The organism is Maricaulis salignorans (assembly GCF_900103475.1).
GTDB lineage: Bacteria > Pseudomonadota > Alphaproteobacteria > Caulobacterales > Maricaulaceae > Maricaulis > Maricaulis salignorans.
Map to the genome: position 1 here is coordinate 37,474 of NZ_FNHG01000009.1, position 14,057 is coordinate 51,530.

The window sequence follows — 14,057 nt, forward strand, 5'->3', positions numbered from 1 at the left end:
GACCGAATGCTGTGCCCCCGCGGCGATGCGCATCATCATCTTGATCCGTCATCTGTGAGTGATACACGTCCGACCTGTTCTTCACCATCTTCGTCCGGCGCCAGGCGCGCTGCAAGGAGCTTCCCCTCATGCGCGAGACCCGCACCGAAACCGACAGCTTTGGCCCACTCGAAGTTCCCAGTGAAAAGCTCTGGGGGGCACAGACCGCCCGCTCCCTGATCAATTTCCCGATCGGCACCGAGACGATGCCGAAACCGCTGATCCGCGCGCTGGGCGTCGTCAAATACAGCGCGGCGCGCGCCAATCATCGCCTCGACAATCTGGACGCCAATCTGGCCGACGCCATCGCCCAGGCAGCGCTGGAAGTCGCCGAAGGCAAGCTCGACGATCACTTCCCGCTCTCCGTCTGGCAGACCGGTTCGGGCACCCAGTCGAACATGAATACCAATGAGGTTGTCTCCAACCGCGCGATCCAGATCCTGGGCGGCGAGGTCGGATCGAAGGATCCGGTCCACCCCAATGATCACGTCAATCGCTCGCAATCCTCCAACGACACTTTCCCGACCGCGATGCATATCGCAGCCGCCGAAGAGATTACGCACCGCCTGATCCCGGCACTGCAGACGCTGCATAATGCGCTCAACGACAAGTCGCAGGCCTTCAAATCCATCATCAAGATCGGCCGCACCCATTTGCAGGATGCAACACCGCTGACGCTGGGCCAGGAATTCTCCGGCTATACGGCGATGGTCGCCAATTCGATTCGCCGCGTCGAATCGGCCCTGCCGGCCTTATGCGAACTGGCCCAGGGCGGCACCGCTGTCGGGACCGGGCTGAACACCAGGATCGGCTTTGCCGAAGCCTTCGCCGAGGAAGCCGCGGCGCTGACCAAAATCCCCTTCATCACCGCACCGAACAAGTTTGAGGCGCTGGCGACCAAGGATGGTCTGGTCGAGGCCCATGGCACGCTCAATTCCGTCGCCGTCTCCCTGTTCAAGATCGCCAATGATATCCGCCTGCTCGGCTCGGGCCCGCGGTCCGGTCTCGGCGAGCTCGCCCTGCCTGAGAATGAGCCGGGCTCCTCGATCATGCCGGGCAAGGTCAATCCGACCCAGTGCGAGGCGCTGACCATGGTCTGCACCCAGGTGATGGGCAATAATACGACGGTCTCGATGGCCGGCAGCCAGGGCCATTTCGAACTCAATGTCTACAAGCCGGTGATTATCTTCAACGTGTTGCAGTCGATCCGCCTGCTGGCCGATGCCGCGACAAGCTTCACGGAACGCTGCATCGTCGGCATCACCGCGCGCGAGGACAATATCGCCCTGCTGATGAACCGCTCGCTGATGCTGGTCACCGCCCTCAATTCCACCATTGGCTATGACAAGGCCACCATCGTCGCCAAGACAGCCCACAAGAATGGCACCACATTGCGCGAGGAAGCCGTCAAGCTCGGCTTCGTCACCGCTGAACAGTTCGACGCCATCGTGAAGCCTGAGAATATGTTGGGGCCGAAGGACTAGGCGATGAGCCGACCGGTCAATCTCAAACAGGCTCGAAAACGCAAGGCGCGGGCTGAAAAGGCCGTGAAGGCCGAAACCAACCGGCTGCGGCACGGGCAGCCCAAGGCGGTGACGGAGCTGGCGAAGGCACGTGCGGCCAAGGCGGCTCGGGAGCTCGACGGCAAGAAGCTGGAGACACCGGAGGGCTGAATTAAGTGACCTCCCTCTCCTCGCGGAGAAGGACGGGCGTATGATCTGCCCCGATCCGCCGGCTACTAGAACCCGGAATTATACATCGGGCGCTGACCGCGCCGGTCGCGGAATTCGGCGAGGAAGCGGGTGGCCTCTTCCGATTCGCTCAGGCTCTCGAAATACAGGAAACCGGTCGGCCGGACCGGCCAATTGCCCGCCGGCTCGAGCCGGATCTGGCTGAAGGCACCGCGCAGGGATCGCGAGGAAGCGATCTTGAGCACGGAGGAGGGATCGGTCTCGTCCCGCAGCAGGACGTAAACGCCTGGACGGTTCGGGACACGCCGCTCACTCATCGCCGTAAACGGCAGGGGGGAACTCCATTTGCGCATGCCGTCAGATTGCACGAGAAAAGCTGCCGATTGGTAACCATGCGCCGGCGTCGAGCAGTTGCGGCTGCGCATCGCCGGCTTGCCTGCACGCCCGGCCTGGGAGATTGTGGCCCATGCCCCTGATCAAACGCTCCGTCTCCCTCGCCGGCCACCGCACCTCGCTCTCGCTGGAGCCGGAATTCTGGGCCGTCATCGACACGGCTATCCGTGCCGACGGGATGTCGCTGGCCGGACTGATCGCCCGGATCGACGAAGCCCGCGGCCTGGAACCGCTGGCCTCCTCGATGCGCGTCTGGGCCCTGAAACGCGCGCAGGGCTTGCCGGACGACTAGTGCCCGGGCCGGCGCTGGGCAGCGATTGTCAGCACGTCCATCTGTGAATCGAGATCAAACACGATCGGTGCCTCGGTGCCGCACTGCCAGTCCGGCGCCAGATAATCGGCCACGTCGCGCGCGATCTGATTGGCACCCGGCTGCTGCGCCGCCTCGACATAGGCGACATGGCAGGCGCCGACTTCCCCGTCCGGGCGCAGGGCCGAAACGGTGAGATACTGCCCGCCCTCGCCGGGTTCAAAGCCGGTGAAGATCGAGCGATAAATCGTCGCGAAGGGCACGCCGGACGCGTCGAGACGCCATTCCATCACCTGGCCGAGATCCTGGAAGACTGCGACGCGTGGCGGGTTCTCGCCCCATTGCGTTTCCTTGCCGCGCCGGGAATAGGCCACCGCCGCACCATGTTCGCCGGCGACAATATGGACCGTCCAATCGCCATAGCCGGCACAATCGGAGAAATGGACCGGCTCATCCTCGGCCTGGTAGCTTGTGCAATTGTCGAAGACGCGCACATAGGCGCTGTCATGGCCGGCGCCCGATTGGGCGTGGGCCGGGATGGCCAGCGCGAGACTGGCGATCAGGCTTGCAGGAACAACGTGTAGCATGGGGCCTCCCTTTTCCGCGTCACTCTAGGGCGCGATGGCAGGCCTGTGCCAGAAAAAACCGCCGGACGGCTCACAGCCTTGCCCCTTGCCCTTGACCCTGGTCGCCGGAGCACGGCAAATCGCCGGGTGTCAAATCCGAAGCCCAAAGCCTCCACCGGGGAATTTCTCGTCCGCTCCATTCGCAATGGCCGCGGGCCGGTGCTGTGGGTGCTGGGGATATTCGTCGGCCTGATCGCGGGCTATGCGACGATCGGATTGCGGCTGGGCATCAGCTTTTTCGAACAGACCGCCTTTGGCGTCACCGAAGAGAATCTGGCCAGCCAGGCGGCGACCCTGCCCTATCTGCGCCTGGTGCTGATCCCGCTGGCGACCGGCGTCGTGATCGCCTCGCTCTATTATCTCGGCATGCGCTTTGGACTGGTCACCGAACCGGCCGGCAAGGCGGTCGCCGATGTACTCGAGGCGCGCGCCGTCAAGGGCGGCAAGGTCGATCTGAAATCGGGCCTGTATTCGGCCCTGCTCTCGGCGATCTCGCTCGGCGGCGGGGCCAGCGCCGGGCGCGAGGGCCCGGCCGTGCATCTGGGCGGCACAATGGGATCGGCGCTCGCCGCCTGGCTGCAAATGCCCGCCCGCGCCAGCCGCATCCTGCTCGCCTGCGGCGCCGCAGCGGCAGTCTCGGCCAGTTTCAACGCCCCGGTCGCCGGCGCCCTGTTCGCCTTCGAGGTCGTGCTGGGTCATTACGCGCTGCGCTCGATCGCCCCGGTCGCGGTCGCCAGCGTCGTCGGCGCGCTGATCCTGCGCCTGCATCTGGGCGAGGATCCGGTGTTCGGACATTTGCCGGTCGCCCCGGTCGGACTGTGGGATTATCCGGCCGCCGCCGTGCTCGGCATTGCCGCGGCGGGCCTCGCCATCCTGTTTGATCGCGGCGTGCTGCACGGCCCCGTCATCGTCACCGGCTGGGCCGACCGGATCGGCTTCCCGCACTGGATGCTGCCCATCCCCGGCGGTCTGCTGGTCGGCCTGATCGCGCTGATCGCCCCGGAAATCCTCGGCGTCGGCTATGAGGCGACATCCAATGCGCTGAATGTCGCCTATCCGCTGCAATTCCTGCTGCTCTTTATCGCCCTCAAGGTGATCGCCACCACCATCACCCTCTCCTTCCGCTTTGCCGGCGGCGTGTTTTCACCCTCGATCTATCTGGGCGCCATGCTCGGCTCGGCCTTTGGGCTGGTGATGGTCACCCTGTTCGGCGATGCCACGGCCGGGGCCGGCTTCTTCGCCGTGATCGGCATGGGGGCGGTCGCCGGAGCTGTGCTCGGCGCGCCGCTCTCCACCACGCTGATCGTGTTCGAACTGACCTCCAGCTATGAAGCCTCGGTCGCCGTGCTGGTCTCGGTCTCGCTGGCCACGATCCTGACCCAGTCAGCGCTGGGCGGTTCGCTCTTCCAGCGCCAGGTCATGCGCCATGGCTATGATATCTCCGGCGGTTCGAGCCGGCTGGTCCTGCAAACGGTGCGGGTGCGCGACTTCATGATTGCGCTCGATGAATGGGGCAAGGCCGAGCTGGCCACCGGCGTCTGCCTGTATGAGGATGACACGCTGAGCCGCGCCATGGGCCTGCTCGACGCCGAACAGATTGACGGCGCCCCGGTCCGCAGCCGCTCCGATGATCAATCGGTCGTCGGCTGGGTCACCAAGGCCGATGCCCAGGCCGCCTATGCCCGGCGGCTGGCGGAAATCAGCGAAGAGGAACATCGCTGATCGCACCACACTTCATTTCCCGCGCGGCGATTATCCGTCTGGAAAGAATGTCGGCTTATATGTGTGACACATGACCGCAGAGCAGCACGACATGACGGGGCCAACCCCGCTTCTGGGAGAGGGTGTTTTGAGCCCCGAGGCCCTGCGTGCCGCGAATATCAATCCGGTGACCGGACTGGCGACCGACTATCTCAATCACTTCAATGAAGTGATGATGTTGATGGAAATGCTCCCCGACATGCCTGATTGCGCCGAAGACGTGCTCGACTGGGCCCCGGCCGACTATACCGAACACTTCACCAATTCCGGCTTCAAGGACAAGGAGCTCGCCGTGCTGGCCTACCGGGCGGCACCGCGCCATGTGCGGGCGGATCTGGTTACCGTGGTCTTGCAGATCGAGGCCGAGGTCGAACGGGCCCAGGATATGCTGCGCGGCGAAGCCGATGCCAGCGCCTGCCACGCGGTGGCCGGGCTCGCGACCGAGTGTATCAAGCCGCTGATCGCCGCGGCATCCGGCGCCATTCACGGCCAGGTCGAGAGCGTGGATGATTTCGACGACGAGAATGTCCAGGCCGGTGTCGACGCCCTCTTCGACTAGTTGCGCCACAAGACCCTGCACGCAGTTTCATATTGTATGAGTAGGGTTAACCGGGAAAATCGCGAATAAGCGGGCCGCTATTCATTGTTCCAATTACGAGAATCCCACCATGCCCCGCCTGACACTGGTCCCGCACACGCCCCGCAATCCCGCTCCATGCCCGACACAGGAATTGCAGGAGATCATCGATGATCTGCATGCAGCGCGCGATGGCATGACCGATGGCCCTGAAGTGCTGTGGCTGGTGAATGATCTGATGTCCTGGTGCGACAGCCGCATCGAGGATGGCGACATGCAGGCGACCGGCAATGCCCAGCTCACCCTGTCCCGCCAGAATTTCATGGCCCGCCTGACCGGCTATGCTGAAAATATCCGGCGCTCGAATGGCGAAATCACCGATGATTTCCTCGCCTTCCTCGCCACCGTGCAGACGGCAATGGACGCCCCCACGACCAATTAGGCCCGCACCGGCCCGCCGTATGAATGGGCCCTGCGCCGGATGCGAACAAAAAACGAACAATTGCACATCACCGGCTTGGGATTGCGCGTTTTTCGGTCCAGACTAGCGGATTGAACGACTCGTTATTCGCAGGCTGGCATGACTTCGCTCTCGATTTCCGACATGGCGCGCCCGGCGCCGCCCTCGCCTTATCTTGAAGGGCTCAATGCCGAGCAGCGCCAGGCTGTCGAGGCGCTTGATGGTGCCGTGCTGGTGCTCGCCGGTGCCGGCACCGGCAAGACGCGCGTGCTGACCACCCGCCTCGCCCACATCCTCGCCACCGGCCGTGCGCGCCCCTGGGAAATCCTCGCTGTCACCTTCACCAACAAGGCGGCACGCGAGATGAAGGAACGGGTCGGCAAGATTATCGGCGAAGCCGTTGAGGGCGTGCCGTGGATGGGAACCTTCCACTCGGTCTCGGCCCAGATCCTGCGCCGCCATGCCGAACTGGTGGGGCTGAAATCCGCCTTCACCATTATCGATACCGATGACCAGCTGCGCCTGATGAAACAGATCATCCAGGCCGAGGGCATTGATGAAAAGCGCTGGACACCGCGCCATCTCGCCTCGGTGATTGATGGCTGGAAGAATCGCGGCCTGATGCCCGAACAGCTCGGCGAGGAAGACAAATACGCCTTCGCCGAAGGCCGTGGCAAAGATCTCTACGCGATGTATCAGGCGCGCCTGAAAGTGCTCAATTGCTGCGATTTCGGCGATCTCCTGCTGCACACGCTCCACATCCTGAAAGACAATCCGGACGTGCTGGCCGAGTATCACCGCAAATTCCGCTATCTGCTGGTCGATGAGTATCAGGATACCAATGTCGCCCAATATATGTGGCTGCGCCTGCTGGCGAAAGGCACCGGAAATCTGTGCTGCGTCGGCGATGACGACCAGTCCATCTATGGCTGGCGCGGGGCCGAGGTCGACAATATCCTGCGCTTCGACAAGGATTTCCCCGGCGCCACCGTGGTGCGGCTGGAGCGCAATTACCGCTCGACCGAACATATTCTGGGCGCCGCCTCCGGCCTGATCTCCGCCAATCGCGACCGGCTCGGCAAGACGCTGTGGACCGATGAGGAGGGCGGCGAGAAAGTCCAGGTTCGCGGCCTGTGGGATGGCGAGGCGGAAGCGCGCTTTGTCGCCGAGGAATGCGAGAACTGGGTCTCCGCCGGCCGTTCCTATGCCGATATTGCCATACTGGTACGCGCCTCCTGGCAGATGCGCGCCTTTGAAGAACGCTTCATCATGCTCGGCCTGCCCTATAAGGTGATCGGCGGCCCGCGCTTCTTCGAACGCGCCGAAGTGCGCGATGCCCATGCCTATCTGCGTCTGGTGCGCTCACCGGAGGATGATCTCGCCTTCGAGCGTATCGTCAACACGCCCAAGCGCGGCATTGGCGAGACCAGCGTCCAGAAGATCGCCATGCTGGCGCGCGAAATGGGCGTGCCGATGACCGAGGCGACCCGCATCATGGTCGGCACCGACGAGATCCGCGGCAAGGCGCGCACCAGCCTTCAGGTCTTTCTGCGCGATCTGGCGCGCTGGCGCGACCTCTCCGAAACCAGCCCGCTCAACGAGATGGCCGAAATCATCCTCGATGAAAGCGGCTATACCGCCATGTGGCGCGAGGACAAGACGCCCCAGGCCGCCGGCCGGCTGGAAAACCTCAAGGAGCTCGTCAGCTCCATGGCCGAATGGGACACGCTGGAAGCCTATCTCGAACATGTCGCCCTGGTCACCGATGCTGACCGTGCCGTCAGCGAAGACGAGGTCTCCCTGATGACGCTGCACGGCGCCAAGGGTCTGGAATTCCCCCACGTCTTCCTGCCCGGCTGGGAAGAAACGGTCTTCCCCTCGCAGCGCTCACTCGATGAAGGCGGCACCAAATCCCTCGAGGAAGAACGCCGCCTCGCCTATGTCGGCATCACGCGCGCCCGCGAACGCGCCACCATCACCTTCACCGCCAACCGCATGATCTATGGCCGCTGGCAATCCGTCCTGCCGTCCAGATTCATCGATGAACTCCCCCACGACCATGTCGAGGCGCGCTCCGAGACCGGCTATTATGAAGGCGGCGGCCCCGGTTTCGAAAATGTCCGCCAGACCGCCGACCCGATGGCATCGAGCTATTCCAGCCCCGGCTGGAAACGCTACCAGGCCTCAGCCCAGGAAAACCGCCGCACAACCCCGCTCACCATCGACGCCAAGGCCAATCTGATCGAAAGCGGCCCCGTCGGCGGCGGCAGCGGCAAATGGAAAACCGGCGACCGGGTATTCCATGACAAGTTCGGCTATGGACGCATCAAGACGGCTGACGGCTCGAAACTCACCGTGGCGTTCGACAAGGCCGGGGTGAAGAAGGTGGTGGAGAGCTTTGTGCGGGAGCTGCCGTAAGGGGGGCTCTATTTTTTTCCAAAAACCAAACCCTTGGCATCCCTGACGGATGAGGGGTAGATGTTTTTTGGGGGTGTAGGAGCGGCCCTCCAAGACGCCTATCCCCGCCCGACTTCTCAAAATCCCATGCCACAACAACGCCTTTCCCCTCCCCTTATCCCCACCCCCGAGAGCGGCGCCCATAATACCCCCACATTCCGCCCCGACCGGTGCACAGGAAAGGGCGGACGGGTGGCGCCGGGCTGGTCTTGATCAGGCCGCCCTTAATTGCCCCCCAAAGGGCCGGGCTTCGCCGGGTTGTGGACGGTCCCCCGGGACACATTCACCGACACATCAATGCAGACCTCCCGAAGGATCGTCCGCAATGCCCCGGGGCGCATCGCCGCGGGCTAGATGACAAGTCAGTTGAAAGGCGCTCAACAAACGTCCAAACCACCCCTGAACCATCAGGGAATAACCGCATGAGCACGATCTGGCGCCTCACCGCTTTTGCCGATTTCAAACCGCTGGCCGATGCCGTCGAGCGGCTGGACGAGGTCTATCCACCGATTGCCCTGTCCTGGCTGTTGTTCGAGGACGGCGCGGCAGCGCGGATGGATGTCCTGTTTGAAGCACGCCCCGATGAGGCGGCCTTCCGGGAGGCTTCAGGCCTGACCGGTGATATCGCGATCAGCGTCGAGGCGATGCCCGATGAGGACTGGGTGCGGATCTCGCTGGAAGGGTTGAAGCCGGTCGATGCCGGGCGGTTCGTCCTGTACGGCGCGCATGATCGCGACGCCATCACGGCCGGGCAGATCGGGATCGAGATCGAGGCCGGACCGGCTTTCGGCACCGGTCATCACGGCACCACGCGCGGCTGCCTGATCGCCTTTGACGACATGCTCAATGCCGGCTTTGAGCCGAACACCGTGTTTGATCTGGGCTGCGGCACGGCCGCGCTGGCGATCGCCGCCGCCAAGGTCCTGCCCGACGCCGAAGTGATGGCCTCGGACATCGATCCGGAAGCGGTCGAGGAGAGCGCCGAGAATTGCACCAAGAATGGTACGCCGGGAATTGATTGCTTCGTCGCCGAAGGGCTCGATCATGGCAAGCTGGCGGGCCGCGAATTCGAGCTGATCTTCGCCAATATTCTCGCCGGCCCGCTGGTCGATCTCGCGCCGGGCATTGCCAACGCCCTGGCGCCGGGCGGACGGGTCATCCTGTCCGGTCTGTTGACCGAACAGGAAGCCTGGGTGCGCGCCGCCTATGAATCGGCCGGGCTCGACGTCCACCGCCAGCCGCCGCTTGAGGGCTGGGAGTGTCTGGTAGCAAGCAAGCGGTAGGCTTGCGCCATATTGGCAGCAGGCCGACAGGCTATTTGCGCCTGGCTTTCAGACCACAGGCCGACAGGAAGCTGTTGACGTCATGACCACCGCCGCGCAGCCGCACGCCGGCGCGTTCGCGCGAGCGATCCAGGGTCCGGGTGAAACTGTCCGAGCCATTGAGGTGCAGGAATTCATCCATCGAGTACATGTCGAAATCTTTCGTCTGTGCGGTGTGGCCGCAATCGGGGTTCGCCCTGCCTTTGCAATGCTTTGCTCCGGGTGTGGAGGCCCTTTGCTGCAGGTCCGGCCTGCGCAAATGCATGCAGGAGCCGACAGGCATTGAAACCCGGCCCGCAGGGGCATAACTTCCCGCCATGACCCAAATGATCTCCCAGACTTTCGACGTAAAAGGCGGCTTTCACTTTGGCCGCGACAATGTCCCCAAGCTGCGCGCAGAGCTGGAAAAGCTCGGCCTCGATGGCTTTCTCGTCCCGCATGAGGATGAGTATGATAATGAGTATCTGCCTGATTGTAATGAGCGTTTGCTGTGGATCGCCGGCTTCTCCGGTTCCGCTGGCGCCGCCATTGTGATGAGCGACCGCGCCGCGATTTTCGTCGACGGACGCTATACCGCCCAGGTCAAGCACCAGGCCGCGCCGGAAATCTTCGATTATTGCGACCTGGTCAATCAGGGCATGTATGGCTGGATCGAGGAATACGGCAAGCCCGGCGAGAAGATCGGCTATGATGCCCGTCTGCACAGCCCGGCCGCCCTCGACTTGCTCCAGACCGCCGCGATGCGGGCCAAGGTCGAACTGGTCGCGGTCGAGACCAATCCGATCGATCTGGCCTGGACCGACCGTCCGGCGGCGCCAATGGCGCAGATCAACCCTCAACCGATTGAATTTGCGGGCGAAGACCATAGCTCCAAACGCCAGCGCATCGGCATTGCCGTCGAGCGCGGCGGCGCGGATGCCGCCGTCATCACGGCGCCGCCCTCGATCGCCTGGCTGTTCAATATCCGTGGCGGCGATGTCTCGCGCTCGCCCCTGCCGCTCTCCTCCGCGATCATCAACAAGGACGGCACCGCCACCCTTTTCGTCGCTCCGGAAAAGATCACCGACGAAACCCGCAGCCATCTGGGAAACCAGATCGCCCTGCGTCCGGAAAGCGAATTCGAGGCCGGCCTGTCCGAGCTCGAGGGCAAGACCGTCCGCGTCGATCCGGCCACGGCCTCGGCCTGGGTGCTCGAACGCCTCGGTGCCGGCGGTGCACGCGTGCAGAAACTGGAAGATCCGGTGATGCGCCCGAAGGCGGTCAAGAACGCCGCCGAGATCGAAGGCTCACGCCAGGCGCATATCCGAGATGGCGGCGCCATCGTCAAATTCCTGCACTGGCTCGACACAATCGCCCAGACCGGCGAAGTCGATGAAATCATCGCCGCACGCAAGCTGGAATCGATCCGCAAGACCTTGCCCGAACTCAGAGATCTGTCCTTCGACACCATCTCCGGTGCCCAGGCCAATGGCGCCTTCGCGCATTACCGCGTCTCCGAGGCGAGCAATCTGAAACTCGTGCCCGGTTCGCTCTATCTGGTTGATAGTGGCGGCCAATATCCCGATGGCACCACAGACATCACCCGCACCGTGCCGATCGGCCAGCCGACGGCGGAAATGCGCACCCAGTTCACCCGCGTCCTCAAGGGCCATATCGCCCTGTCGCGCGTGCGCTTTCCCAAGGGCACGACCGGCACCCAGCTCGACATCCTGGCCCGCCTGCCCCTGTGGGAAGCCGGCTTCGATTATGATCACGGCACCGGCCACGGCGTCGGCGCCTTCCTTGGCGTGCATGAAGGCCCGCAACGCATCGCCAAATCGCCCAATGCCGTCGCGCTGGAGCCGGGCATGATCCTGTCCAATGAGCCGGGCTATTACAAGGAAGGCGGCTATGGCATCCGGATCGAGAACCTTCAGGTCGTCACCGAGGCCGAACTGATCGATGGCGGCGACCGGCCGATGCTCGGCTTTGAAAGCCTGACCATGGCGCCGATCCATCGCGAGCTGATCGATGTCCCCTCACTGACCCCGGCCGAGCTTGAATGGCTTGACGCCTACCACGCCGAAGTGCGCCAACGCATCGCTCCGCTGGTCGATGGCGAGGTCGCAGCCTGGCTGTACAGCGCGACCGAGCCGCTCGCAGGCGCCACCCCCTAGTGGCGCGCTTTGGTATCGTCCTTGCGGCACTGATCCTGAGCGGCTGTTTCTATTCGGAACGGCCGCTGATCACCCGCCGCGCGGCCGAGTTTCCGATCGCTGACGGGTTTTACACCCACACGCCCTATCTGACCGACGGCACCCCGTTCGACCAGCCGATGTGGCGCGGTGAGATTCGCCGGCGCGGCGTCAGCTATTATTCGGAAGTGGTGGATTTCCCGCACGAAAATGTCCGCCTGCGCGAACTCTCGCGCGGGATATATGTGGCGATGAAGCCCGATGACGACAACTGGGTCTATGGACTGGCCTGGGTCTATCCCAACGGCATCATCACCTATCACCAACCGTCCTGCGCGGAGCTGGCGCAGTCCGTCCTCGATGATTACGACGTCACCCAGACCGAGGGCGAAGCGGGCTATTGCCGCGTCAATGACTGGGACCGGCTCAGCGGGATCATGCTGAGCTATCTCGAGGCCGTGGGTGAGCCACGCATTGACGGCGTTTACCGGCTGGTCGAGGCGGATTGAGCCTGCTGCGTCAAAGGGGTGTTGGGGTCTGCGAAGCATGAGCTTCGATTTCCGCCCTCACCGTCGAACAGCACTGCTACAGCAGTGCCCGTAAGGTCTGGACATGTTTCCGTCCGACCGGAATTTGCCTGCCAACGGTCAGGCTAAGCTCATAACGGCTGCCCTCATAGGTGTGGAGCGCGTCCACAACATCCAGATTGACCGCCCAGGATCGGTGCACACGCTGAAAGGTTTCGGGCAAATGGTTCAAAACCTGGCTGAGGCCACGCCCGTCCAGGGTCACGGCATTATTGAGAGAGTGAATTTCGGTATAATTGCCCGCGGCTTTCAAAAACAGGATCGCCTCGATCGGCAAAAAGCGCGTCCGCCCGGTTTCCGTCACGGCGAGGGTTTTGGGCTTTGCGACCTCCACCGGCAGAGGGACAAGCACAAAATCATGTCGCAGAAGAGCGTGACCAAACAGGATGGTCGCCAGCAAATAGGCGCCCCGGTCGAGCAAATCCCCTGGCGCTACCTGGCTGTAGACCGCGATGGCCACAAGCGGGATTGCGAGCAAGACCGCTGACTGGTCCGTGCGAAAACCTGTCCAGACTGACCAGAGCCCGGCTGCTCCGGCCAAAAGGCCAATGGCTATGGCGGAGCGTGCATCGTACCCGCTGGACGCCAACACCCCTGTGGCGGCCAACAGGACGGCGCCCCAGAAAACAAGGCGCAGCCATCGCGGTGGAGCCGACCATCGCAAAAGCCCATAGCGCAACAGGCTGGCGCCAAAGACAAAGAAACCTGTGAGCTGGATGGCCTGTCGTGGCTGATGCCAGTCATAGGGATAGTTGATGAGCGCGCGGGATATTTCTGCGCCACCCGCGATCAACAACCCCGTCAATGCTATGATCAACCATTGGCCCGGCGGGTATTTTCGGGCGCGGGAGAGATGAGCCGCCAACAAGGTCAGGCCGGCCAAGGCGCCCGCCACAAGGATGATGGGTCCATAGTATCGCAGAGGGCGCCGCGCATCGTCGCGATACGGCAAAATGGAGAGCGTCTGGAAGAGTATCGCGGGCTGGTACCCCGCGTGATGACTCGAATAGTGCAGCATGACCCGATTGCCCTCATCGCCAATCAAGCCGGACGGAATCGCAAACAGGCCGTCAATTTGCCCGGCCTGCTCGTCGTGCGGCGCGTATCCCGGGACACCTTTCGAACCGATCAGCACGCCGTTGAAATAGACATCGGCCGAAAATGGGCCGCCCATCTGGATCGCCAATGGACGATCACGCGGGAGCTCTCGGGCCGGCGACCACCGCAGCCAGGCATCTGTTTGCGGATCTGGCAGATCGGCAAAATCGAGGGTTTCGGCCTCTCCCCAAGCAGAATCTGAATCCAGCGGAGCCGTCGCGCGGAACTCAACTGTCTCGGCGGAGTCGATGACGCGCGGGGTGACGGACTGTCCGGTCAGGGCGAGAATCCCGATCGCAACCAGCAGAACGATGCAAACCTCAACGAGTCTCTCAAAGAGCTTTTTCGCAATGAGTTGTTCATCATCCATGCGAGCAGTTCGTCATTTTTTGCTATCGCTGGCAAGGCGGCAGGGGCATTAGCGGCGCACCAACCAGCCAGAATCAGGAGTGAAACCCATGCTGCCTGCAACGATAGGTGCCTTCCCGCGTCATGTCACAGGAAGCCCGATGTTGGCGTCAGAGATCTGAAGGCGGCGCGTCGACCGGGTGCTTGCCTGGTC

General features: G+C 63.1%; 14 protein-coding genes. 10 read left to right on the forward strand and 4 right to left on the reverse strand.

Annotation, left to right across the window (positions count from 1 at the left end; genetic code table 11):
• The first annotated feature begins 128 nt into the window (after window positions 1-128).
• Together fumC and BLT42_RS08565 are read left to right on the forward strand one after the other, a co-directional pair.
• A complete protein-coding gene (fumC, locus tag BLT42_RS08560) occupies window positions 129-1,523 on the forward strand; it encodes a class II fumarate hydratase (protein WP_091769754.1) in 1,395 nt (464 codons plus the stop codon).
• A 3-nt stretch (window positions 1,524-1,526) separates the two neighbouring features.
• Window positions 1,527-1,712 carry a DUF4169 family protein gene (locus BLT42_RS08565; protein ID WP_091769756.1) on the forward strand — a complete coding sequence of 62 codons (186 nt, stop codon included), beginning with the start codon at window positions 1,527-1,529 and terminating at the stop codon, window positions 1,710-1,712.
• A 65-nt stretch (window positions 1,713-1,777) separates the two neighbouring features.
• Here the strand turns inward: BLT42_RS08565 and BLT42_RS08570 are convergent, their stop codons facing one another.
• Window positions 1,778-2,155 carry a hypothetical protein gene (locus tag BLT42_RS08570; RefSeq protein ID WP_091769758.1) on the reverse strand — a complete coding sequence of 126 codons (378 nt, stop codon included), beginning with the start codon at window positions 2,153-2,155 and terminating at the stop codon, window positions 1,778-1,780.
• A gap of 41 nt (window positions 2,156-2,196) precedes the next feature.
• On the opposite strand from BLT42_RS08570, the gene BLT42_RS08575 reads away from it, so the two are divergent.
• Window positions 2,197-2,415, forward strand: a complete 219-nt coding sequence (locus BLT42_RS08575; RefSeq protein WP_091769760.1) for a ribbon-helix-helix domain-containing protein — start codon at window positions 2,197-2,199, stop codon at window positions 2,413-2,415.
• On the opposite strand, the gene BLT42_RS08580 is transcribed toward BLT42_RS08575, so the two are convergent.
• Window positions 2,412-3,020 carry a hypothetical protein gene (locus BLT42_RS08580; protein ID WP_091769762.1) on the reverse strand — a complete coding sequence of 203 codons (609 nt, stop codon included), beginning with the start codon at window positions 3,018-3,020 and terminating at the stop codon, window positions 2,412-2,414. The genes BLT42_RS08575 and BLT42_RS08580 overlap by 4 nt on opposite strands.
• A 126-nt stretch (window positions 3,021-3,146) precedes the next feature.
• On the opposite strand from BLT42_RS08580, the gene BLT42_RS08585 reads away from it, so the two are divergent.
• The 5 genes from BLT42_RS08585 (at window position 3,147) to BLT42_RS08605 (ending at window position 9,597) form a co-directional block, all read left to right on the forward strand.
• Window positions 3,147-4,781, forward strand: a complete 1,635-nt coding sequence (locus tag BLT42_RS08585; protein WP_233342400.1) for a chloride channel protein — start codon at window positions 3,147-3,149, stop codon at window positions 4,779-4,781.
• A 70-nt stretch (window positions 4,782-4,851) separates the two neighbouring features.
• A complete protein-coding gene (locus tag BLT42_RS08590; protein WP_233342401.1) occupies window positions 4,852-5,379 on the forward strand; it encodes a hypothetical protein in 528 nt (175 codons plus the stop codon).
• Window positions 5,380-5,488: 109 nt separating this feature from the next.
• Entirely contained in the window at window positions 5,489-5,839 is a 351-nt protein-coding gene (locus BLT42_RS08595; RefSeq protein WP_091769764.1) for a hypothetical protein, read from the forward strand.
• Window positions 5,840-5,977: 138 nt separating this feature from the next.
• Window positions 5,978-8,275, forward strand: a complete 2,298-nt coding sequence (locus tag BLT42_RS08600; RefSeq protein WP_091769766.1) for an ATP-dependent helicase — start codon at window positions 5,978-5,980, stop codon at window positions 8,273-8,275.
• A gap of 461 nt (window positions 8,276-8,736) precedes the next feature.
• The gene (locus BLT42_RS08605; protein ID WP_091769768.1) at window positions 8,737-9,597 is read left to right on the forward strand and encodes a 50S ribosomal protein L11 methyltransferase; all 861 of its coding nucleotides are present in this window, start codon (window positions 8,737-8,739) and stop codon (window positions 9,595-9,597) included.
• A 31-nt stretch (window positions 9,598-9,628) separates the two neighbouring features.
• Here BLT42_RS08605 and BLT42_RS15135 read toward each other — a convergent pair whose 3' ends face one another.
• A complete protein-coding gene (locus BLT42_RS15135) occupies window positions 9,629-9,787 on the reverse strand; it encodes a hypothetical protein (RefSeq protein WP_176780303.1) in 159 nt (52 codons plus the stop codon).
• Between the two features lie 166 nt (window positions 9,788-9,953).
• Here BLT42_RS15135 and BLT42_RS08610 point away from each other — a divergent pair, with 166 nt between their 5' ends.
• Together BLT42_RS08610 and BLT42_RS08615 are read left to right on the forward strand one after the other, a co-directional pair.
• Window positions 9,954-11,792, forward strand: a complete 1,839-nt coding sequence (locus BLT42_RS08610; RefSeq protein WP_091769770.1) for an aminopeptidase P family protein — start codon at window positions 9,954-9,956, stop codon at window positions 11,790-11,792.
• Window positions 11,792-12,319, forward strand: coding sequence for a hypothetical protein (locus tag BLT42_RS08615; protein WP_091769772.1), 528 nt, complete (start codon window positions 11,792-11,794; stop codon window positions 12,317-12,319). The genes BLT42_RS08610 and BLT42_RS08615 overlap by 1 nt, the downstream gene beginning before the upstream one ends.
• Before the next feature lie 76 nt (window positions 12,320-12,395).
• On the opposite strand, the gene BLT42_RS08620 is transcribed toward BLT42_RS08615, so the two are convergent.
• A complete protein-coding gene (locus BLT42_RS08620; protein ID WP_091769773.1) occupies window positions 12,396-13,865 on the reverse strand; it encodes a LytTR family DNA-binding domain-containing protein in 1,470 nt (489 codons plus the stop codon).
• Window positions 13,866-14,057: the final 192 nt, after the last annotated feature.